This is a genomic window from Arthrobacter sp. B0316-1-20 (assembly GCF_059091865.1).
Genome location: NZ_JBNHHC010000002.1, coordinates 418,817 through 439,266, shown reverse-complemented (window position 1 = coordinate 439,266; position 20,450 = coordinate 418,817). Strand labels below are relative to the sequence as shown.

18 protein-coding genes are annotated in these 20,450 nt (G+C 68.3%); 6 read left to right on the top strand and 12 right to left on the bottom strand.

Going from position 1 to position 20,450, the window contains the following annotated elements:
* The 4 genes from AC5RW2_RS05000 to AC5RW2_RS04985 all read right to left on the bottom strand — a co-directional run bounded on the left by AC5RW2_RS05000 (nt 1) and on the right by AC5RW2_RS04985 (nt 5,413).
* Entirely contained in the window at nt 1–867 is an 867-nt protein-coding gene (locus AC5RW2_RS05000) for a DUF4194 domain-containing protein (RefSeq protein WP_493962041.1), read from the bottom strand.
* On the bottom strand, nt 864–2,327 hold the full coding sequence (locus AC5RW2_RS04995) for a DUF3375 domain-containing protein (RefSeq protein ID WP_493962042.1): 1,464 nt from the start codon (nt 2,325–2,327) through the stop codon (nt 864–866). Before AC5RW2_RS04995 ends, AC5RW2_RS05000 begins: the two co-directional genes overlap by 4 nt.
* 128 nt (nt 2,328–2,455) lie before the next feature.
* On the bottom strand, nt 2,456–4,564 hold the full coding sequence (locus AC5RW2_RS04990) for an acyl-CoA dehydrogenase family protein (RefSeq protein ID WP_493962043.1): 2,109 nt from the start codon (nt 4,562–4,564) through the stop codon (nt 2,456–2,458).
* Between the two features lie 78 nt (nt 4,565–4,642).
* The gene (locus tag AC5RW2_RS04985) at nt 4,643–5,413 is read right to left on the bottom strand and encodes a TetR/AcrR family transcriptional regulator (protein ID WP_493962044.1); all 771 of its coding nucleotides are present in this window, start codon (nt 5,411–5,413) and stop codon (nt 4,643–4,645) included.
* 80 nt (nt 5,414–5,493) lie between these two features.
* Between AC5RW2_RS04985 and AC5RW2_RS04980 the strand changes: the two genes are divergently transcribed.
* Genes AC5RW2_RS04980 through AC5RW2_RS04970 form a run of 3 tightly spaced genes read left to right on the top strand, consistent with a single transcriptional unit; the run spans nt 5,494 to nt 9,064 of the window.
* Nucleotides 5,494–6,831 carry an acetyl-CoA C-acetyltransferase gene (locus AC5RW2_RS04980; protein ID WP_493962045.1) on the top strand — a complete coding sequence of 446 codons (1,338 nt, stop codon included), beginning with the start codon at nt 5,494–5,496 and terminating at the stop codon, nt 6,829–6,831.
* A complete protein-coding gene (locus tag AC5RW2_RS04975) occupies nt 6,831–8,171 on the top strand; it encodes a 3-oxoacyl-ACP reductase (RefSeq protein WP_493962046.1) in 1,341 nt (446 codons plus the stop codon). The genes AC5RW2_RS04980 and AC5RW2_RS04975 overlap by 1 nt, the downstream gene beginning before the upstream one ends.
* Nucleotides 8,168–9,064: a MaoC family dehydratase gene (locus AC5RW2_RS04970; protein WP_493950467.1), complete on the top strand. Its 897-nt coding sequence runs from the start codon at nt 8,168–8,170 to the stop codon at nt 9,062–9,064. Before AC5RW2_RS04975 ends, AC5RW2_RS04970 begins: the two co-directional genes overlap by 4 nt.
* A 24-nt stretch (nt 9,065–9,088) precedes the next feature.
* Here the strand turns inward: AC5RW2_RS04970 and AC5RW2_RS04965 are convergent, their stop codons facing one another.
* Together AC5RW2_RS04965 and AC5RW2_RS04960 are read right to left on the bottom strand one after the other, a co-directional pair.
* On the bottom strand, nt 9,089–10,339 hold the full coding sequence (locus tag AC5RW2_RS04965; RefSeq protein ID WP_493962047.1) for an RNA polymerase sigma factor: 1,251 nt from the start codon (nt 10,337–10,339) through the stop codon (nt 9,089–9,091).
* A gap of 23 nt (nt 10,340–10,362) precedes the next feature.
* On the bottom strand, nt 10,363–10,806 hold the full coding sequence (locus AC5RW2_RS04960) for a YciI family protein (RefSeq protein WP_493962048.1): 444 nt from the start codon (nt 10,804–10,806) through the stop codon (nt 10,363–10,365).
* Nucleotides 10,807–10,956: 150 nt separating this feature from the next.
* Here AC5RW2_RS04960 and kynU point away from each other — a divergent pair, with 150 nt between their 5' ends.
* Nucleotides 10,957–12,186: a kynureninase gene (kynU, locus tag AC5RW2_RS04955; protein WP_493962049.1), complete on the top strand. Its 1,230-nt coding sequence runs from the start codon at nt 10,957–10,959 to the stop codon at nt 12,184–12,186.
* Here the strand turns inward: kynU and AC5RW2_RS04950 are convergent.
* The 5 genes from AC5RW2_RS04950 to AC5RW2_RS04930 form a co-directional block, all read right to left on the bottom strand.
* Nucleotides 12,183–12,689 carry a GNAT family N-acetyltransferase gene (locus tag AC5RW2_RS04950; RefSeq protein WP_493962050.1) on the bottom strand — a complete coding sequence of 169 codons (507 nt, stop codon included), beginning with the start codon at nt 12,687–12,689 and terminating at the stop codon, nt 12,183–12,185. The two genes, kynU and AC5RW2_RS04950, sit on opposite strands and share 4 nt — an antisense overlap.
* Before the next feature lie 34 nt (nt 12,690–12,723).
* Nucleotides 12,724–13,956 carry a D-inositol-3-phosphate glycosyltransferase gene (gene mshA / locus AC5RW2_RS04945; RefSeq protein WP_493962051.1) on the bottom strand — a complete coding sequence of 411 codons (1,233 nt, stop codon included), beginning with the start codon at nt 13,954–13,956 and terminating at the stop codon, nt 12,724–12,726.
* Nucleotides 13,957–14,099: 143 nt separating this feature from the next.
* Complete coding sequence (locus AC5RW2_RS04940) at nt 14,100–15,365, bottom strand: FAD-dependent oxidoreductase (RefSeq protein ID WP_493962052.1); 1,266 nt, start codon at nt 15,363–15,365, stop codon at nt 14,100–14,102.
* A complete protein-coding gene (locus tag AC5RW2_RS04935) occupies nt 15,358–16,083 on the bottom strand; it encodes a class I SAM-dependent methyltransferase (protein WP_493962053.1) in 726 nt (241 codons plus the stop codon). Before AC5RW2_RS04935 ends, AC5RW2_RS04940 begins: the two co-directional genes overlap by 8 nt.
* A 15-nt stretch (nt 16,084–16,098) precedes the next feature.
* Nucleotides 16,099–17,274, bottom strand: a complete 1,176-nt coding sequence (locus AC5RW2_RS04930) for a type III polyketide synthase (protein WP_493962054.1) — start codon at nt 17,272–17,274, stop codon at nt 16,099–16,101.
* A 130-nt stretch (nt 17,275–17,404) separates the two neighbouring features.
* On the opposite strand from AC5RW2_RS04930, the gene AC5RW2_RS04925 reads away from it, so the two are divergent.
* Entirely contained in the window at nt 17,405–17,911 is a 507-nt protein-coding gene (locus AC5RW2_RS04925) for a hypothetical protein (protein ID WP_493962055.1), read from the top strand.
* Between the two features lie 42 nt (nt 17,912–17,953).
* Here AC5RW2_RS04925 and AC5RW2_RS04920 read toward each other — a convergent pair whose 3' ends face one another.
* Nucleotides 17,954–18,562 (bottom strand): flavin reductase family protein, encoded by a 609-nt coding sequence (locus tag AC5RW2_RS04920; protein WP_493962056.1) that lies wholly within the window; start codon nt 18,560–18,562, stop codon nt 17,954–17,956.
* A gap of 49 nt (nt 18,563–18,611) precedes the next feature.
* Between AC5RW2_RS04920 and AC5RW2_RS04915 the strand changes: the two genes are divergently transcribed.
* Complete coding sequence (locus tag AC5RW2_RS04915) at nt 18,612–20,417, top strand: thiamine pyrophosphate-requiring protein (RefSeq protein ID WP_493962287.1); 1,806 nt, start codon at nt 18,612–18,614, stop codon at nt 20,415–20,417.
* The last annotated feature ends 33 nt before the right edge of the window (nt 20,418–20,450 follow it).

Sequence of the window (20,450 nt, the reverse complement as noted above, 5' to 3'; positions counted from 1 at the left end):
TCAGGCCTCTCCGCCGTCGAAAGCCAACTGGTCCGCCTCCGGTTCGCTGCCGGCTGGGAGGTCGGCGCCGGCCAGCGAATCAATCACCGCAGGGATGTCGCCGATGTTTTCGAACGGCAAGGCGAGCGGCAGCGCCGGCGAAATAACCCAGACATCCTGAAGCTCGGTTGCCTGCAGCAGCCGGCGCTCGTTGGCCAGCTTGCGGATCGAGGCGTCGGCCAGATCCTCCACGTGCTTGGCATCGCGCTGCTCCGGATCCACGTAGTCCTGAAGCACATCGATGACGTCGGCGCGGCTGATCAGCGGCTCGCTTCCGGTGCCGGCGTGCCGGTCCTGGATGAGGCGCATGCGCAGCAGCAGCAGCGTCTCTTCCCTGGTCATATCCCGCTGCCGTTGCAGGGCGGTGGTGTGCGGCTCGGCCATCGGGACCGGGCGCAGCATCGCGACCTTGCGGTCTTCGTCGATGACCAGTTGCAGGAACAGCTCGCTGAGCCGGGAAGCGAGGATCCGCCGGTGTTCCACCACGGTGTCGTAGACCCGGTCGGTGGAGCCTGCGTCCAGGTAAGGGCCGCGCAGCAGCCTGATGAGGGCTTGGCGCAGCTTCAGCGGCAGCGTGCCGGTATCGCCGTCGAACAATTCGGGCCCGTCCCGGACCTCGTCCCGGGCAGGCGCTGCGTCAGGCTCCGCCGGTTCGTCAGGCTCCGCCGCGCCGTCACGCTCCACCCGGTCCGTAAACCGTGCTTGGTCGTCACGCTCCGCCCGGTCGTCACGCTCCGCCCGGTCGTCACGCTCCGCCGCTGTTTCCAGCGGGACGTCGCGGGACGGACCATCGGCGGGGGCAACGCGGACCTCGGTCAATTCGTTCATGAATCTGCAGCTTTCGTGAAGGTGACGGCAGGCAGCACTGCGGTGCGTTCGCTGCCGTCGATCTGGATCAAGGTCACGGCGTCGGTTTCCTGCGGGTCCAGCGTGCCACCGGAATTCAAGGCACGCTGCAGCAGCCAACGCAGGCTGTTCAGGTGCCGGTGTTGCGGTTCCAACTGGGCATAGACCGCGGACAACGGAACGGGACCGCCGGCCCCTACTGCGGTGCGCACGGCGTGGGAGAGAACCGCTGCGTCCGCTTGCGGCGTGCGGACCGCACGGTGGATGTCCGCTTCGGTGAACGCCGGCGGCGCCGGCAGCTTGGCAGGTGCCTGGTGGTTTTGCAGATCATAGAGCCGGACCATGCTCACCGACTCAAAGCCGGAGCCGAAGAGCTCGGGCGCGGGGATCACGGCTCGGCGGCCCGGCAGGCTGTGCCGGGATTTGAGGATGGCGGCCTCGGCAGCACGGATTGCCTGCCGCAGCTGGATCGATTCCCGGACATCGTCCGACTGCACAAAGGTGTGCATGCTTTCCGAGAGCCGCCCGTAGATGCGGTGGATCTCCGCCGATTGCGCCCGCAGCTGGGGCATCAGCCGCTGCAGCGCCCGCCGGTCCTCGGCCTCCAGCGCGTCGGCGAAGTCCCGCTCGAGCACCGCGGCGATGGCCTGCCGGAAGCGCTGCTGCTGCTCCTCGTCGTTCAGGAAGGCCGTGAAGCTCTCGTACGTCCGGCCTTCGCTGGTACCGCGCAGCCGCTTGTCTGCCTCGAGAACCTCGCCCATGGTGATGCCCTTGGTGGCGTTCGACTCCACGATCTCGGCGCGCAGCGTGTGCAGCATCAGCTCCAGGCCGTCGCGCATCCGCTTGAAATCGGCCGGCAGGCCGGCAGCCAGCGCCAAGACGTCGCGGGCCGCCTCGACGGCCGTGGCGTCGGGCAACGGCGCGGGTGCGTCGCCGGCTTCCAGCGCGCGGATCTTTTCCTGCCGCTCGGCGATTTCGGCCTGCAGCACGGCAATCCGGGCCTCGGGATCAGGATCGGTCTCGTGGGCCAGCGCTTCAACGCGGGTGAGCAGCGTGGCCAGGCGGGAGCTGTTCAGCGACGAGGAGGTCCCGGTCAAGCCATCCAGGTACTCTAGGAACCGCACTGTGGTTTCGGTGGGTTCGTAGACGAATCGGCCGTCCTCGCGCAGCCGGGACAGGTAGCGCCGGGCCACCCAGTCATCGGCATATTGGCGGGCCGACCAGTCGGTGCGCAGTTCCGCCCCGGCCCGGCGCAGCTCAGCCAGGAACGAGTCGGTGCTGCGGTGAAACTCTTCCAGCGGCAGCTGCGGCCGGGAACTGGTGAAAGCAGTCCTGAACAGCGCCGGCACCCATGGGCTGGCGGAAGCGAGCTTAAGGCCGGGCGTGGCAGCCAGTGCCTGCAGCTCCTGCCAGCGGGCAAGGGCATTCTGGGTGAAGGACATGGAGGTGCTTTCCGCCCGCGGAAGGGAGTAGCGGGCCCAGAGAATCTTAGCTGGTTTGGCTCCAGTCACGACGGCGGGGCTCCGCCAAGGCGAGCCGTGTCGCCTGGCAGAGCCCCGCCGTCGTTGTCCTAGCCCTTGGCTTCCGGTTTCTGCCGTTTCTGGGCGAGCTTGTCCTGGGCCCTGCGTCGGGCGATCAGTACCTTCTCGTCCACCGGGGCCTCGCCGCTGGCGCGCCGGGAGCGGGCATAGGCCATGGCTTCGTCCTGGCGTTCCTGTTCCGCGCCGCTGGCAATCTTCGCGCGCAGGTGCTCCGGGCCATAGCCGAAGGCATCCACCAGGTCGCGGGCGTGTGGGCGCAGCCGGGACAGCAGCCGGTTGATGTAGGTACCGAGGATGCGGGCGCGTTGTGCCGACAGCCGGCCGTACATCAGGTACCAGCCCAGGTTCTTCTCCACCAGCGACAGCCCGAACAGGTCCCGCAGCCAGGTCAGCACCTGCCGGGTGCCGTGATCGTCGATCTGGCCGAGTGCGGCGGTGAAGGCTTCCCACTGCAGCAGTTCGGCGTGCGCGCGGGCCGCCTCGATCAGCTCGTGCTGGTGTTCGTTGAACAGCGCCGCGGCCTCCTTTTGCGGAAGCCTGGTGGCGTTGCGCAACGCGCCGCCGATGCCCGCCACCATGGTGGAGACCCGGTCGGTGAGCAGCTGGCGCTGGGTTTCCGGATCCTTGAGGTAGTTGGCGCTCTTGCGCTCCGATCCGCTGTCCGCGACGGTCTGGGCCACCTGCCGCAGGCCGGTGCGGTGCAGGGTGGCGTCGGCTGCCTGGTGTGCCACCCAGCGGGCCATCACGCCGAAGTCGGCATGGCGGAATTCCTTGGCGTAGTCGGCCAGCAGGCGCTTGGCGACCAGCTGCAGCAGCACCGTGTTGTCGCCTTCGAAGGTGGCGTAGATGTCCAGGTCCGCGCGCAGTGCGGCGAACCGGTTTTCGGCCAGGAAGCCGGCGCCGCCGGTCGCCTCGCGGCACTCCTGCAGCGTGTCCAGGGCGTGCCAGGTGCTGAGCGACTTCAGCGCCGCCGCCAAAGTTTCCAGATCCTGCCGGTCTTCGTCGGTGTCATGGGCGCCGGAGAAGACGTCGTCGAACTTCTGCAGCAGTTGTTCATGTGCGAACGATGCCGCGTAGGTGGAGGCCAGCCGGGGCAACAGCCGGCGCTGGTGGCGCTGGTAGTCCAGCAGCACCTCTTCGGTGATGTCCGAGGAGGCGTTGAACTGCCGTCGTTCGGTGCCATAACGGACAGCGATGGCCAGTGCCACCTTGCTGGCGGCCACCGCGGCGCCGTCGAGCGAGACCCGACCCTGTACCAAGGTTCCCAGCATGGTGAAGAAGCGGCGGCCCGGACTGGCGATGGGGGAGGAGTAGGTGCCGTCTGCTGCCACGTCGCCGTACCGGTTCAGCAAGTTGGTGCGCGGAATGCGGACCTGATCGAAGTGCAGCCGGCCGTTGTCGATGCCGTTGAGGCCGCCCTTGTAGCCGTCGTCCTCGCCGCCGATGCCGGGCAGGAAGTTGCGCTGCCCGTCGCGGATGGGCACGTAGAACGCGTGCACGCCATGGTCCACGCCACGGGTGACCAGGTGGGCGAACACGACGGCGGCCAGACCGTCATTGGCGGCGTTGCCCAGGTAGTCCTTCCAGGCGGCGCGGAACGGGGTGTGGATGACGAATTCCTGCGTCTCCGGGTCATACGTGGCGGTGGTGCCGATGCTGGCCACGTCTGATCCGTGGCCGGTCTCGGTCATGGCGAAAGCGCCGGGGGTTTTCAGGCTCATGATGTCCGGCAGCCACCTGTTGTGGTGTTCCGCGGTGCCCAGATGCAGCACGGCGGCTCCGAACAGGCCCCACTGGACCCCGGCCTTGATTTGCAGCGACGGGTCGGCGGTGACCAGTTCCTCGAAACCGGCAATGTTGCCGCCGTGATTGTCCTCGCCGCCCAGCCGCGTGGGGAACGCCCGGTGCACGGTCCCGGCGTCCACCAGATACTTCAACTGGCCCACCACCCGCTCGCGGTGCTCCTCCATGGGCAGGCCGTCGATCCGGTGGATCTCCGGACGGCCGGCGAGCTCGCGGGCCGCCTTGCGGATGTCGGCCCAGCGGCCCAGCAAGACCTCGCCGAGACCTGCCACGTCAACGCTGGCGCCGCGGTCTTCAACCGGCTCCGGGGTTTCGGCAGTGGGGGTATACGTCATCGGTTGTTCCTTCTGTCGTCACGAATAGGTCGGATGGTCAGCTGCGGCTGCCGCGGTGCCGTCGGCAGCATGGCCGGCTCAGCCGGGAGCGCTGCGGGCCTTGTCGGGCGGCCCGGACGCTGCCTCCGGCTCCGTACGGAGGGGAGCGACGCCGCGGAGCAGCCAGTCGGTGAGCAAGGTAGTCATGAGCTCCCGGCTTGGTTTGGTGCCGTTGTCGGGCGCGGCCAACCAGCGTTCGCCGGCGGCACGCACCATGCCGATGGCGGCCCGCGGCCAATAGAAGGCCGCGGCCAGTTCCGCGGCGTTGTCCGCGGAGGCGCTCAGATGGCCGCGCAGCGGGGCTTCGATCATCGCCGTAACGTTGGCGAAGAAATCATGAAGTACCGCGGAACTGCCGGGCTCCGGGGCGGCGTCGGTCGGCGCCGGCCCGCCGCGCAGCAGCTGCGGAACCGATGGATCGAAGGGCGCGCCGCGGGTGACGAATGCGTAGACGTGCGGCGAGGATTCGGCCATCTGCAGGTAGACCGAAACCATGGCGTGCAGGCCTGCCTGCGGCGTGGTGGCGCTGGCGGCGGCCTCCTGGAGCCGGGCTTGCATCCGGCCCACGACCACTTCGCCCATGGCCTGCTGCAGCCCGGCTTTGTCGCCAAAGTACCGGTAGAAAACCGGCTTCGAGGTCCCGGCCGCCGCCGCGATGTCCTCCATTGAAGCGTCAGGGCCCAGCCGGTGCACGGCATGGCGGGCGGCACGGATCAGTTCCCGGCGGCGTTCGGTCCGGTGCCGGTCCCAGCGGGCGGAGCGGCCGTCGGGCCCCGGCGAAGCCGCAGGGCGGACTGTGGCGCTATTCACGTTACCCAGCGTATCAGGTACGCTAGGTTACGGTAACTGACATCGTTCCCACCTGTACCCGATTCACGAGGAGAGCCTTCATGGCCGCTTCACCTGACGCCACCGGCACCCGCCCCGCCACCGTTCTGCGCAAGGCCGTCGTCATCGGCGGCAACCGCATCCCGTTTGCCCGGGCCAACGGGGCCTACACCCAGGCAAGCAACCAAGACATGCTCACTGCCGCCTTGGACGGGCTGGTGGCTCGCTTCGGACTGCAGGATGAACGGATCGGCGAGGTGGCCGCCGGCGCCGTTTTGAAGCACTCGCGCGATTTCAACCTCACCCGCGAAGCGGTCATTGGATCCGCGCTGTCGCCGGAAACGCCCGCCCACGATCTGCAGCAGGCCTGCGCTACCGGCTTGGAAACAGTGATCGGCCTGGCCAATAAGATCAAGCTGGGGCAGATCGATTCCGCCATCGCCGGCGGTGTCGATTCCGCCTCGGATGCGCCGATTGCGGTCAGCGAGGGTCTCCGGGCGGTGCTGCTGGAACTGCACCGCGCCAAATCCGTGCAGCAGAAACTCACCGCCTTGGCCAAGCTCCGCCCCAAGGACCTGGCCCCGAACGCGCCGGGTACGGCCGAGCCGCGGACCGGGCTCTCGATGGGGGAGCACCAGGCGCTGACCACGGCGGCGTGGAACGTGACCCGCGAGGCGCAGGACGAACTGGCGCTGGCCAGCCACCGCAACCTTGCGGCCGCCTATGAGCGCGGGTTCTTCGACGACCTGATGACGCCTTACCGCGGTTTGGCCAAGGACTCCAACCTGCGGGCCGACACCACGCTGGAGAAGCTGGCCAAGCTGCAGCCGGTCTTCGGCAGGAACCTGGGCGCCGAGGCGACGATGACCGCCGGCAATTCCACGCCGCTAACGGACGGCGCCTCAGCGGTGCTGATCGGTTCGGAGGAGTATGCCCGCAGCAATGACCTTCCGGTGCAGGCCGAAGTAGTCGACGCCGAAGCCGCAGCAGTGGATTTTGTGCACGGCAAGGAAGGCCTGCTGATGGCGCCTGCCTATGCCGTGCCACGGCTGTTGGCCCGGCAGGGCCTGACCTTTGCCGACTTCGATTTCTTCGAGATCCACGAAGCTTTTGCCGGCACAGTGCTGTGCCACCTGGCGGCCTGGGAAAGCGAGGAGTTCTGCCGCAATAAGCTGGGCTTGCAGAAGCCGCTGGGCCCCATCGACCGGACCCGGCTGAACGTCAACGGCTCGTCACTGGCCACCGGACACCCTTTCGCCGCTACCGGCGGCCGGGTGGTCGCCACCCTCGCCAAGATGCTGCGCCAGAAGGCCGACGCCGAGTCCCGAACCACCCGTGGCCTGATCTCTGTGTGCGCCGCCGGCGGCATGGGCGTTGTGGCCATTCTGGAGGCAAACTGATGGCTGACCGCTACCTGGACTTGGTCAACGCGGGGCCGGTGAAGAGCCTGGCCCAGAAGCTGGGGCTGCCCCAGCCTGCCGTGCTGCGGCGTTACCGGCCGGGCGCGCCGCTGCTGCCCGGGCCCGTCCTGGTGCTGGGCTCCGGGACCGGCGCCGACGTCCTGGCTAAGGAGCTGCTCGGCTGGGACCTGGATGTCCGCCGGCACGTGGCGCCGAAGGAACGGCTCGGCGGCATGGTGCTGGTGCTCGACGAACTTGCGTCGCCGGAAGAACTTTCGGCCCCGATGCTCACCGCCGGGGCCAGCCTGCGGGATCTGGCTGCGGGCGGACGGATCGTCACGATTTCCCGGCTGGCTGCCGGCACCGGGGAGCCTGCCCGGGCGGCCGCCCGCCAGGCGGTGGACGGGGCCTTGCGGTCGCTGGCCCATGAGCTGCGCGGCGGTGCCACCGGCAACGGGATCCTGCTGGGCGAGGGCGTGGATGCCGGCGCGCCGGCCGTCCTCGGTGCGCTGCGCTTCCTGCTCTCCGGTCGGAGCGCCTACGTCAACGGGCAGTTCCTTCTGGTTGGCTCCGGCGTGGCCTCGCTGCCGGCGGCCCCGGACCATCCGCTGGCAGGCAAGGTCGCCGTCGTTACCGGTGCCGCCCGGGGCATTGGCGCAGCCATCGCCGAGATCCTGCACCGCGACGGCGCCCGGATCATCGCCGTCGATGTCCCGGCGGCCGGGGAACAGCTGGCCCGGATCGCCAACCAGGTGGGCGCCACGGCCCTGCAACTGGACATCACCGCGCCGGACGCCGGCGCGAAGATCGCCGCCCATGCCGCGGAGCGGAACCACGGGCTGGACATTGTGGTGCACAATGCCGGCATCACCAGGGACAAGCTGCTCGCCAACATGGACCAGGCGAAATGGGACTCGGTGATGGCGGTCAACCTCACCTCGCAGCTGCGGATGAACGAGCAACTGTTGGCCTCAGGCGTCCTCCGCGAAGCACCGCGGGTGGTGTCGCTGGCCTCCACCAGCGGGATTGCCGGCAACCGCGGTCAGACCAACTACGCCGCCTCCAAGGCGGGCATCATTGGCATGGTCCGCGCGTCGGCGGCCGCCTTTGCCGACGCCGGTGGCAGCATCAACGCCGTCGCCCCCGGCTTCATCGAGACGGACATGACAGCTCGGATGCCGTTCGTCACCCGCGAGGTGGCCCGCAGGCTGTCCTCGCTGCAGCAGGGCGGCCGGCCGCTGGATGTCGCCGAAGCGGTCTCCTTCCTGGCCAGTGACGCCGCGGGCGGGATCAATGGCCAGACGCTGCGGGTCTGCGGCCAGAGCATGGTCGGCGCATGAGTGAGGTCATTCTCGGGGAGATGCCCACGCTCTCGCGGCTCTACCTGACGGCGGCCTCCACCGCTGCGCGGCACAAGCTGGGCGTCGGCCAGCAGACCGAACAACTCCCGGCGGTGCGGCACACCGTTGACGGTGTGCACATCGCCCCGGAACGGGTCAGCGGCTTCCAGCAAGTGATGCACGGCACCGTCCGCGATACCTTGCCCTCAGTGTTCCTGCACTCGGTGGCCTTTCCCGTAGCGATGAGCGTGATGACGCGGCAGGACTTCCCGCTCCCGCTGCTGGGCATGGTGCATCTGGCCAACCGGGTGAACCACCTGCGGCCGGTCCACTTCGCCGAACCGCTGACCGTGACGGCCTGGGCAGAAGGCCTGCGCGGCCACCATGCAGGCACCCAGGTGGAACTTCATACCCGGATCGATTCCGGGGGCGAAACGGTGTGGGAAGGCGTATCGGACTATCTGGCCAAGGCGGTCTACCTGCCCGGACTGGACAAGGCCTTCAGGCCGGAGCGCAGCGATTTCATCCCGCCGCAGCCGACGGCGCGCTGGCGCCTCGGTCCCGAAGCCGGCCGCGAGTACGCCGCTGTTTCCGGCGACTTCAACCCCATTCACCTGAGCGCAGTATCGGCCAAGATGCTGGGACTCAAGCGGTCCATCGCGCACGGCATGTACCTGGCGTCCCGGGTACTGACCAGCGTGGATGCCGCGGCCAGCGAACCCTTTCGCTGGCGTATTGATTTCGCTGCTCCGGTCTTCCTTCCCGCCACGGTGGCGGTACGGATCCATGACACGGAACGGGACGGATCGTGGCAGGCATCCGACTTCACCGGCTGGGGCGAGCGCAGCCACCGGCTGCACTTCACGGGCAGCGTCAACACGCTCGCGGGATAGCCCGGCACCCCCGCCGTCACCGGGTCAGGTGGCAGCCGCCTTGCGTTCGAGCACTTCGCGTGCGCGGTCGTTCTTGGCCAAGGCGGCTGCGGCGGCGAACTCGGCCCGCGCCTCGTCCGACCGACCGAGCCTGGCCAGCAGCTCGGCGCGGACGCTGGGCAGCAGATGCGATCCGCGCAGCGCCCCGGAGGAGACCAGGTCATCCACGATGCCCAGCGCCGTGGCGGGCCCGGTCGCCATGGAAACGGCCACGGCCCGGTTGAGCTCGACCACCGGGCTGGGCGCAATCCGGCCGAGCGCCTCATAGAGCAGCACGATCTGCGCCCAGTCGGTTCGTTCGACGCTGGGCGCCACCGCATGACACTCGGCAATGCCGGCCTGCAGCGCGTAACTGCCGCGGCCGCGGCCCAGCCTGTCCGCCCGGGCCAGCGCCGCGCGGCCGCGTCCTATCTGTGCGCGGTCCCAGCGGGTGCGGTCCTGATCCGCCAGCAGGACGGGTGTCCCGTCCGCCCGGGTGCGGGCGCCGAACCGGGAGGCCTGGAGTTCCATCAAGGCGACCAGCGCGTGCGCCTCGGCTTCCCGCGGCACCAGCGACACCAGGACCCGGCCGATCCGCAGGGCTTCGGCGGCCAGATCCGGACGGATCCAGCGTTCCCCGGTGGTGGCCGCATAACCTTCGGTGAACATCAGGTAGATGACCCGGAGGACACCGCCCATCCTCGGCCTCCACTCATGCGGTTCCGGCACCTCGAAGGGCACCTTCGCCGCGGCCAGCGTCTTCTTGGCCCGGACAATGCGTTGCTGGACGGTGGCCACCGGGAGCACGAAGAGCCTGGCGATTTCCTCGGTGGACAGGCCGCCTACAATCCGCAAGGTCAGCGACACCTGGGCCTCCCGCGAGAGCACCGGATGGCAGGCGGTGAAGACCAGCCGGAGCATGTCGTCCGGCACCGGTTCCCAGTCGGCGGCGTCTTTATCCTGCAGCCCGCGGGCCAGCGTCTGGTACCGGTCGTCCAGGCGTTCGGCCCGTCGCCACGCGTCGATCGCCTTGCGCTTGGCCACGGCCGTCAGCCAGGCGGCAGGATTCTGCGGCAGACCCGCGACCGGCCATTGGAGCAGGGCATCGGCGACGGCTTCCTGGGCCACGTCCTCGGCAAACCCAACATCCCCCGTGGCGCGGGCCAGAGCAGCGACAATCCTGGCACCTTCGATCCTCCAAACGGCATCGATCCGGCGCCTGATGGCCGCTGCCTGGTCCGCGTCCGTCCCCGACATGACTAACCTCCCGGCGGCGAAAGCTAGGCGTTCTCCGCGCGCAGCTTCGCCTCTTGTTCGCGCCAGCCTTCTTCCTTTTGGATGTACTCGTTGTCGGAATACTCCGCGAAGTCGGCGGCCTCGGTGACGCGCCGCACCTCAAGCTTGGAACCAGGCCCCAGCGGGCAGCGGCTGGCCCACTCGGCAGCTTCTTCCCTGGACGCCACCTGGACGATCCAGAAACCGTTGAACAGCTCATGGGTTTCGCCGTAGGGGCCGTCGGTGACGATCGGCGGATCTTCGGAGAAGTCGACGACGAAGGCGGTCCCGTCCGACAGGTCCGCCAAGCCATCTCCTCCGAGCATGACGCCGGCGTTGATCATGGACTCGTTGTAGGCACCCATTTTGTTGATCATTTCTTCAAACGGCATGGCCTTGGAAGCTTCAAGGGCTTCGTCGGTGGACCGCATGATGAACATGTACTTCACGGCTATCTCCTTCGGTGAACGAGGACGCGGTGTGCGCCTTCTACTATGCCGTCGAACGGTGAACCTGGATATCGACACAGCCGGAAAACTTTTTCGCGGCACCGTGCAAGCCTTCCTTCCGGCCGCGACCACCACCCTTATGCTGGCCCTATGACCACCGATGCTCAGCTTGCCGACCGCGCCCGGACGCTCGATGCCGCAGACCCGCTGGCCGAATACCGCAGCCGTTTCGTGGGCCACGACGACGACTCTGTCACCGCCTACCTGGACGGCAATTCCTTGGGCCGGCCGCTGGCCGCCAGCCTGGACCGGGTTCCGGACGTCATGCTGCAGCAATGGGGCGGCCGGCTGATCCGGGCTTGGGACGAGGGCTGGCTGGCGCTGCCCGAGCGGATCGGCGACGAACTGGGCCGGGTGGTGCTGGGCGCCGCTCCGGGCCAGTGCGTGGTGGCGGACTCCACCACCGTGCTGCTCTACAAGCTGGCCCGTGCCGCGATTGCGGCCCGCCCCGGCCGGCGGCGCATCCTGGTGGACCGGGACAATTTTCCGTCCGACCGCTTCATCGTGGAAGGCATTGCCGCCGAATGCGGCTTGGAGTTGGATTGGCTCGAACCGCCGCACGGAGGGGGAGTCACCGCGGAAGCTGTGCGCGCCGCCGTCGGGCCGGACACGGCGCTGGTCTTGCTTAGCCATGTGGCGTACCGCTCCGGCTACATTGCGGATATTGCCGCCATCACCACCGCGGCGCACGACGCCGGTGCGTTGGTTTTGTGGGATCTGTGCCATTCCGCCGGGGTGCTGCCCGTGGAACTGGATGCGTGGGGCGTGGACCTGGCCGCGGGCTGCAGCTACAAGTACCTGAACGGCGGCCCGGGTGCGCCGGCCTGGGCCTACGTGCGGACAGAACACCAGCACTTCCAGCAGCCGATCCAGGGCTGGCTGGGCAGTAGCGAACCCTTCGAGATGGGCCAGGGCTACCAACCCGCCGGCGGCATCCGCCGGTTCACGTCCGGGACTCCACCGATCCTCGGGATGACCGCGATCCAGGACATGATCGCGCTGATCGACGAGGCCGGCCTGGCTGCCGTCCGGGACAAGTCCGTCGCCCTGACCGAATTCGCCATCGAAGCGGTGCAGGCCACGCTGGCGGATTTCGGCGTCGTCATCGCCTCGCCGCTGGATCCGGCAGAACGGGGTGGACACGTCACGATAGACCATCCGGCTTTCAAGCACGTCATGGGGCGGCTCTGGGAACAGGGCGTGATCCCCGACTTCCGCGAACCCGACGGGATCCGGCTGGGCCTCTCGCCGCTGTCCACCAGCTTCGCGGAAGTCTGGCGCGGCATCGCGGCCATCCGCGCGGAGCTGGAACGGGCCTAACCGGCCCTACGGACCATCCTGATTTCGTTCAGGCCTTCCCAGTGGCCGGTCAGGGGTTCGCGGCCTCCGTCTGCCGTGAAGCCGTGTTTGCGGTAGAACGCTTGCGCACGCGGGTTGTCCTCGAGGACCCACAGCAGCGCCGGCTTGTTGCCGATCGCGGCTTCCAGCAGCCGCAGGCCCAGCCCGGTGCCGTGGGCCTGCTCCAGCACGTAAAGCATTTGCAGTTCGTACGGCACGCCGGCGTTGCCGTCGTCGTCCTGGGCGGGGCCGGCGCCTGCACAGCCGACGATCCGGCCGGAAGCATCCTCGGCGATCCACAGCTCCGCTCCCGCGGCCAGACCGCGCGCCCACCAATCGATCTGCTGCTTCCGCCTGGCGGCTTCGGCGGCAAAGAAGGAGGCGGGGCGGTGTGTGCCGTAGGATTCCCGCCACGCAGCCAGCTTCATGTCCAGGGTTGCGGGAACATCTTCGCGAATGGCGCGGCGGACGCAGTAAGTTGGCACCTATGCATCTTAGCGGCGCCCGCCCGGGGGCTCGTCAGCGGCGGAAGTGGTCGACCGCCAACTGATAGCTGTGTGCCGTCAGCGCAGCGGTCTGCTCCCAGCCGAAGGACGAGGCATGCACGGCGGCATTGTCGCCCAGCCGCCGGCGGAACTCCGGATAGTCGTGCAGTTCGCGCAACGCACCGGCCCAGCGGGCAGGATCGTGGCCATCCACCAGCAGGCCGGTGAGCCCGTGGCTGACCGCCACCGGCAGTCCGCCCACATTGGTGGCAACCACCGGTGTGCCGCAGGCCTGCGCCTCCAACGCTACGAGTCCGAACGATTCGCTGAAGGAGGGAACCGCCACCACATCGGCGCTGCGGAAGGTGGCTGCCAGTTCGGCCGGCTCAACCGGCGGCGAGAGCGCCACGATGTCGTCCAGCCCCAGCTGCCGGGCCAGGGCCGGCAGGTCCAGCTCGGCGGCTCCGCTGGCCTCGCCGATGATGGATATCCGCAGCCGGAGGTCCGGCCGCTGCCGGCGAAGTTCCGCCGCCGCGGCCAGCAGCACCTGCGGTCCTTTGAGCGCTTGGATACGGCCGGCGAAGACCAGGTGGAAGGTATCCGACGCCAGTCCGGCTGCCACCCGGTCATCCTGCCGGCCCTCGGGACGAAAGGTGCGCAGGTCCACGCCGGGCGGGATCACGTCCACCGTCCCTTCGTCCGCGCCGTAGAGGTCGACCAGTTCGCAGGCCTCATTCAGCGTGTTGGCGATCAGCCGGCCCGCCCCGGAGGCAATGGCCTGTTCGCCGCGGACCCGGAATTCCGGCTCGGGTGCCTCGCCAGGCTGCAGATGAAGGTTCTTGACCAGCCCCATGGTGTGCATCGAATGCACCAGCGGAATCTGCCAGTCCTGCTGCAGGCGTAATCCCACCGCACCGGAGAGCCAATAGTGCGAGTGCAGCACGTCATACCTGGCCCCATCCCGCTGGGTGAACTGCCGCAGCGAAGCCTCCAGCGCGACCAGCCGCTGCGGCACCGCTTCTTTGGCCACGACGTCGGCCGGCGCCCCCTCCAGATGGATCACGCGCACGCCCGCCCGGGGATGCTCCACCGGTTCTTGGCCGTCATGTTGCGAGCGGGTAAAAACGTCGACGGCGGTACCCAACGCTGCCTGTTCCCTCGCCAGCGCACGGACGTAGACGTTCATACCGCCGGCATCGCCTCCGCCGGGCCGGGCCAGCGGCGAGGTATGCAGCGACAGCACGGCGATGCGGTCCGCGCCGACCATGCTCCACCTCCGTGCCGTGTGCCCGGCCGGTACCTCTCCAGCCGTGGAAAACCGACGTGGTGCCGATTTTGTCTAGCAGCAACTTTAGCCTTTCGGACCCGTGGCAGCCGCTCGATGACAAGTCGGTGCATCTCGATGACACGTCAGTGCATGGTGAAGCGGTTGGCGACCGCGTCGTGCGCCCGGGGTATGTGGTTGAGCGCACCGAATAACTGGTTGCGGGCGGCGAGCAACGCCGGTGGCAGCGGCCGTCCCAAGGCCATGTTCAGATGCGCTTGCCAGATGGCGGTGGTCGCGGCCCGACGCCGGTCCGCCTCGAACTGCCGCAGCGCCCGCGCCGTCGGCTCGCCGCGCAGGGCTGTGCCGATGATCGGAGCCAGAGCCGCCGCATCCAGCCAGCCCAGGTTCATGCCCTGCCCGCCGATCGGGCTGATTTGATGTGCCGCATCGCCGATCAGCGCGAGCCGGCCAGCGACTAGGCGGCGCGGCATCCTGGAACTGACCGAGAAGGCGCTGAGCATGGAGCAGCTGTCCGGTTCCGGTCCGGTGCCGGTGCGCCGCGCGATCAGGGAGGCCAGGCCAGTGGCGGTGGGATGGCTGACCACAGCGGGCATCCTGGCCACCCAGCGCCGGGTGCCATGGGGGAGCGGAAAGGACTCGACGATTCCGCCGGCCTCCAGATAGAGCACGGCGGTGCTGCCGTCTGAGCCGGTGTCGGCGAAATCCCCCATCAGGTAGGCGTCCGGGTACGTCCGCGTGCGTACGGCCACTCCGCGTTGCCGGCGCAGGGCCGAATATGCGCCGTCGGCTGCGACCACCAGCCTGGCGCGGACCGTGGTCGTATCCGGGGCCGCTGCAAGCCCCGGATCCTGGGCTGCCCACCCCGGCCCGGTTCCGCTGCGCGCCCCGGATCCTGGCCCCGCGCCCAGCCGGCAGGACAGCGTGACGGTTGCCCCGTCGTCGTCCGCGCAGCGCACGTGCACGCCGCGCTGCAGGGCGCCCGGACGCAGCGCTTCCAACTGTTCCTCCAGCAGCCGTTCGGTGATCACTTGTGGCACGGCCAGCACGTAGGGGTGCCGGCCGCGTACCGCCTCGAAGGACAGCGATGCGACCTCGCGGCCGCGGCTGCGGGCGGTGCCCCGGCGGATGCGGACCCCTGCCGCGAGCAGCGCGTGGCCCACGCCCGCGTCGTCGAGCACGGCCAAGGCCGGCGGATGGATCCCGATGGCGCGGGAGTGGCTGCTGCGCGCCGTTCGCTGCTCCAGCACAGCCACGTCCAGTCCGCGTCGGGCAAGGAGGATGGCCATCAGCAGTCCCACCGGCCCGCCGCCCACGACGGCAACATCGTGCAACGTCTCCTCGGCCGGACGGACACCGGGCCGGCGCCGCGGGGACAGCAGCTCAGTCATCGGCCCCTCGGACCAGCAGCTGGCGGAACCGTGAATCCCGCAGCACCTGCCAGTCCGCCGGCACTACTGAGCGCAGTTCGCCGGGCGTGTAGCTGCGGCGGATGGAGGTCAGGCCGTCGCGGCGGATGAAAGACCGGTGGAAGAACGGCAGTGTCCCGGCGGCGAACAGCAGATAGGCGGGGCGGCTGCGGATGATGTCGCTGTGCACTGCGAGGGAACCTGCCAACTGCCGGGAGTCCTCCAGCAGTCCTGCCAGTTCCGCGGCGGTCAGGTGGTGCAGCAGGTGGTTGGATACCACCGCGTCGAAACGCAGCCCTTCGGCCACCAGCTCCGAACTGAAGGCCTGGCGGAACTCCAGCCCCGGCAGTTGGGGCCGCGACAGCGCGAAGTCGTGCGCGCGTGGATCGGGATCGATGGCGGTGATCCGCAAACCCAGGCGGTCGCGGGCCGCCCAGCGCGTGAGCATCCGCGGCACGTCGCCGCCGCCGGAGCCAATATCCAGCAAGGTGGGACGCTCGACCGCGGCCAGGCGCGGCCGGAGCAGCCGTCGGTAGATGCCGTGCCAGCCCGAGACCGCCCAGTTGATCAGCGGAAATTGGGCATAGGTGCGTCTGAGCATCGCAGGATCGCAGTCCGGTTTGTCCATTTCCTCCACGGCGTCCGTGGCGCGGGAGGCGAGGAAGGGTGATGTGCTGTGCGTCGAAGGCTGCCGGGGCACGGCGGTCCGCTCCGGCTATACCGCGGCTGCAGCGGCGGCCTTGTGGGCCTGCATCGTCGAGGCCGGGACTGTCTTGGTAAACAGTCCGGTCTCCACCGTCAGCCCCGGGCCGAAGGCCATGGAGCAGATCCTTTCCTCGGCGGCGCCGGCCGGCTGTTCCAAGATGTGCTTGAGCACGAACATCACTGTGGCGCTGGACATGTTCCCGTACCGCCGCAGCGTTTCGCGGGCCGGCACCAACTGTTCCTCGGTCAGCGCCAGCTTGGCCTCCACCTTGTCCAGGATGCTCCGGCCGCCCGGGTGGATCGCCCAGTGCTCGATGTCGCGGTAGGGTTTGGCCGCCAGCGCCGGTTCACGGGCCAGCAGTGGCTTCAGCGCGCCGACGATGTGTTCGTCGATGATGTGCGGAACATAGGTGCCGAGGACCATTTCGAAGCCTTCGTCGCCGATGTTCCAGGCCATTGACTCTTCGCCCACCGGGGTGAGGATGGTTTCAAAGTGGTCCAGCCGGATGCCCGGACCGGTCTGCTCCAGATCGCGTGCGGTGATGACCGCGGCGGCTGCACCGTCAGCGAACAGCGAGGAGCCAACAATGGTGTCCGGGTCGTTGGACGTTCGCACGTGCAGCGTGCACAGTTCGGCGCTCACCACCATGACAACGGCTTGCGGATCGGCGTCGCAGAACGACTTGGCTGCGCGGAGCGCCGGGAAGGCCGCGTAGCAGCCCATGAAACCCAGGTGATAGCGCTGCACGGACGGATTGAGGCCGAGCGCCCGAACCACCTTGTAGTCCGGGCCGGGGTTGAAGAATCCGGTGCAGGAGACGGTGATCAGGTGCGTGATGTCCTCCGGACCGATCCCGTCGCAGGCGGCCAGCGCCTTGCCGGCGGCCTCGATGAAGAGCGGGGTTGCCTTTTCCGCGAAGATATCGTTGCGCACCTTGGTGCTGGGGGAGAGCAACTGCCGGGAGCCGGCGTCGAAGAACACCGGGTTCTCGGCCCGCTTTGCCGTGGTGAGTTCGTCGACGGCGGCATGCCGTGTGTCGATGCCGGACTGGTCGAACGACGTCGTTACCAGCCGCTGCCCCAGGCGCGTCAGCCCGGGCTGCGTGGCAAACACGTCACGCGCCTCGGACTGGATCAGGATCGTTTCCGGTACAGCGGTTTCCAAGGACCTCAGCGTGACCGTCATAGTCCATTCATAGGGCAGGAGGCCGGGGAACACAATGGACCGGACGCCCGGATTCCCGGCTGAACCGCATCACCGGCGTGCGCGTCTTACCGGATGAGGGCCCTGCCCGGAGGCTAAGGAGCGGAATCCGATGGACTACGAAGTCAATGCCCTGCCGCTGCATGTGCTCCTGGTCCACGCCACGGTGGTCTTCATTCCACTCGCCGCACTGTGCATTGTTCTCAGCCTGTTCTGGCCGGCGGTCCGGCGCCGGTTGGGCATCGTCACCCCGCTGATCGCGCTGTTGGCTTTGGTGCTGGTACCGATCTCCCAGCAGGCGGGGCATTGGTTGTTCCTGCGGATGGACCAGACGCCGCTGGCCGTGGAACACATGCGCCTGGGTGACATGATGCTGCCCTGGGTCATCGGCCTGTTTCTCGCCGCGTTGGGTCTGTGGCTCTGGTTCCGTTTTGGAACGACGACGGCAGCCTCCTGGCGGCGCAAGCTCGGCGTCGGGTACCGCATCCTCGCGGCGGTGATGGTCGTCGTCGTGCTGGCGGTGTGCGCCGGCGCCACGGTGGCGGTGGTGCTGACCGGCGAGTCAGGGTCGCGGGCGGTCTGGGAAGGTCGCTTCTCGGAACCGCCGCCGTTGCCTTAACTACGCCACCGGCTGTCTACCCGACGTGGGCGGGCTGTCTCGCTACCTGCCCAGACGATGGTACGAGGAAGCGAAGTGGATCAGCGGATCGGCGCTCTCCGTTCCGGAGGCGTCGCGGCCCATCGCCAGCACCTCGCCGACGATCAATAAATGGGTTGCGGCCGGATGCACGGCGGTGGTCTTCAGTTCGAACCACGCCGGTGCTCCGCCGATCACGGCAGCGCCGGTGGCCGGGCCGCGCCGGTACGGAACCTGGTTGAGCAGGCCTTCCACCGGATTGCCGGGGCTCGCCAGCCAGTTCGCGGTGCCTTGATGATGGGCCGCCAGCAGGCTCAGGGCCCACGTCCCGGAGCTCGCCACCGCGTCGCAGATCCGTGACTCCTCAAAGAGGCTGACCAGCATGGTGGGCGGGTCATAGGAGACGGAGAGATAACCGCTGACGGTTGCCGCGTAGTCCCGGTTCCGCCACCGCGTGGACGCCACCGCGACGCCCGAAGCAATATCCGCGCTCAGGCTGCGGTACAGGTCGATGTCCCGCTGGTCCGGCGCATCCGGCCGAAGCTGATGGCCCGCGAGCTCTCCGTCCAGTTCCATGCCGCCATCTTTGCACGCGGGCGCCGACGCGAACGGTTGGAGGGTTTGTAACGCCATGAACCGATGATAGAAAGTAAGCACCCTGATCATGACGAGCGGAGCAAACATGTCCCAGCGGCTGGTCGCAGACCTCATGGTGGAACGGCTCCAAGCGTGGCAGGTGCCCCGCATCTTCGGTTACAGCGGAGACGGCATCAACACCTTCATGGGCGCGCTGCGGCGGGCCGGCACCGTGGAATTCGTCCAAGCCAGGCATGAGGAAAACGCTGCCTTCATGGCAGTGGGCCACGCCAAGTACACGGGCGGCGTGGGTGTCGTCACCTCCACGCAGGGACCCGGGGCAGTGCACTTGCTCAACGGACTCTACGACGCCGCGTTGGACAGCGTCCCGGTGGTGGCGATTGTCGGACAGCAGGCGCGCACTGTGCTCGGTTCGGGGTACATGCAGGAAGTTGACCTGTCTACGCTCACCAAGGACGTCGCCCTCTTCCGGCAGCAAGTCAGCAGCGCGGAGCAGGTTCCGCTGGTCTTGGACCGGGCCTTTAAAGCGGCTCTGGCAGGCCGCGGCCCCGCCGTCGTGATCATTCCGCACGATATCCAGAAGCAGCCCGTTCCCGAGCTTGAGCACACGCACGGCGTCGTGGCTACCGCGCCAGTGTGGCGGCCAGGAAATGTGGTGCCGCGTCCTGAGGACCTGCGCGCTGCCGCCGACGTACTCAATGCCGGGGAACGGGTGGCCCTGCTGGTGGGGCAAGGGGCCCGCGACGCCGGCGAACTGGTGGTGGCAGTCGCAGAGAAACTCGGCGCCGGCATCACCACCAGCCTGCTGGGTAAACCGTATGTGGATGAGTCGCTGCCCTTCGCGGTCGGGACCATGGGCCACTTGGGCACCGGTGCCAGCGGCCACCTGCTGGGGAACTGCGACACCTTGCTGATTGTTGGCTCCAATGACCCGTGGACGGAGTTCTATCCGCCGCCCGGGGCTACACGGGCAGTACAGATCGACAACGATTCCGGGGCCATTGGCAACCGCTATCCGGTCGAAGCCGCACTCACCGGCGACTCGGCCACCACCCTGGAGGCGCTGCTGCCGTTGCTGCGGGACCGCGCGTCCACCGCGTGGCGGGAGCAGGTGGAAGGCTGGGTCCGGGAGTCGCGCGAGCTGACGCGAAAGCGGGCGATGACACCGGCGCGGCCGGTCAACCCGGAGCGGGTGGCTTTCGAGCTCAGCAAAAAGTTTCCGCGCGACGGCTGGCTCGCCGTCGATGTGGGCAGTTCTGTTTACTGGTATGCCCGGCAACTCCGACTCCCGCCCGGTACCCAGGCACATCTGTCCAGCACCCTGGCGAGCATGGGCTGTTCGCTGCCCTACGGCATAGCCGCCAAACTCGCGGCCCCGGAGCGGCCCCTCGTGGTGCTCAGTGGCGACGGGGCGATGCAGATGAGCGGTCTGGCGGAACTGATCACCGTCAGCCGGCTCTGGAAGCAGTGGCTGGACCCGCGTTTTGCCGTGTGCGTCTTGAACAACAGGGAACTGGCTGAAGTAACCTGGGAACAGCGCGAGATGGAGTCCGAACCGCGCTTCGCAGACAGCCAGGCGCTGCCTGATTTCGACTACGCGGGTTATGCACGCCTGCTGGGGCTGCAGGCGAAACGGGTCGAGGATCCCGAACAGCTCGCTGCAGCCTGGGACGAGGCGCTGGCAGCCGACCGGCCCTATCTGATCGAAGTGGTGGCCGATCCCGATGTGCCGCTGCTCCCGCCGTTCCCTGCCGGCCGCGACAAGGCCGAAACCATGGAGCAGGCGCTGGAGCAAGAGGGCCCGGCGGCCGATGGTGCCAAGCACCTCCTGCGGACCTACACCGAGCAGGAAGAGTCCGGCAACGGCCACCGGGCGCCGCAGGAAAGCTGACTCGACAGCACCGGCGGTGAACGAAAGACTCTT

Coding starts and splice junctions, on each gene's coding strand:
- AC5RW2_RS05000 (WP_493962041.1), bottom strand. CDS start 867: ATGAACGAATTGACCGAGGTCCGCGTTGCCCCCGCCGATGGTCCGTCC.
- AC5RW2_RS04995 (WP_493962042.1), bottom strand. CDS start 2,327: ATGTCCTTCACCCAGAATGCCCTTGCCCGCTGGCAGGAGCTGCAGGCA.
- AC5RW2_RS04990 (WP_493962043.1), bottom strand. CDS start 4,564: ATGACGTATACCCCCACTGCCGAAACCCCGGAGCCGGTTGAAGACCGC.
- AC5RW2_RS04980 (WP_493962045.1), top strand. CDS start 5,494: ATGGCCGCTTCACCTGACGCCACCGGCACCCGCCCCGCCACCGTTCTG.
- AC5RW2_RS04975 (WP_493962046.1), top strand. CDS start 6,831: ATGGCTGACCGCTACCTGGACTTGGTCAACGCGGGGCCGGTGAAGAGC.
- AC5RW2_RS04970 (WP_493950467.1), top strand. CDS start 8,168: ATGAGTGAGGTCATTCTCGGGGAGATGCCCACGCTCTCGCGGCTCTAC.
- AC5RW2_RS04965 (WP_493962047.1), bottom strand. CDS start 10,339: ATGTCGGGGACGGACGCGGACCAGGCAGCGGCCATCAGGCGCCGGATC.
- kynU (WP_493962049.1), top strand. CDS start 10,957: ATGACCACCGATGCTCAGCTTGCCGACCGCGCCCGGACGCTCGATGCC.
- mshA (WP_493962051.1), bottom strand. CDS start 13,956: ATGGTCGGCGCGGACCGCATCGCCGTGCTGTCGCTGCATACCTCGCCG.
- AC5RW2_RS04940 (WP_493962052.1), bottom strand. CDS start 15,365: ATGACTGAGCTGCTGTCCCCGCGGCGCCGGCCCGGTGTCCGTCCGGCC.
- AC5RW2_RS04930 (WP_493962054.1), bottom strand. CDS start 17,274: ATGACGGTCACGCTGAGGTCCTTGGAAACCGCTGTACCGGAAACGATC.
- AC5RW2_RS04925 (WP_493962055.1), top strand. CDS start 17,405: ATGGACTACGAAGTCAATGCCCTGCCGCTGCATGTGCTCCTGGTCCAC.
- AC5RW2_RS04920 (WP_493962056.1), bottom strand. CDS start 18,562: ATGGCGTTACAAACCCTCCAACCGTTCGCGTCGGCGCCCGCGTGCAAA.
- AC5RW2_RS04915 (WP_493962287.1), top strand. CDS start 18,612: ATGTCCCAGCGGCTGGTCGCAGACCTCATGGTGGAACGGCTCCAAGCG.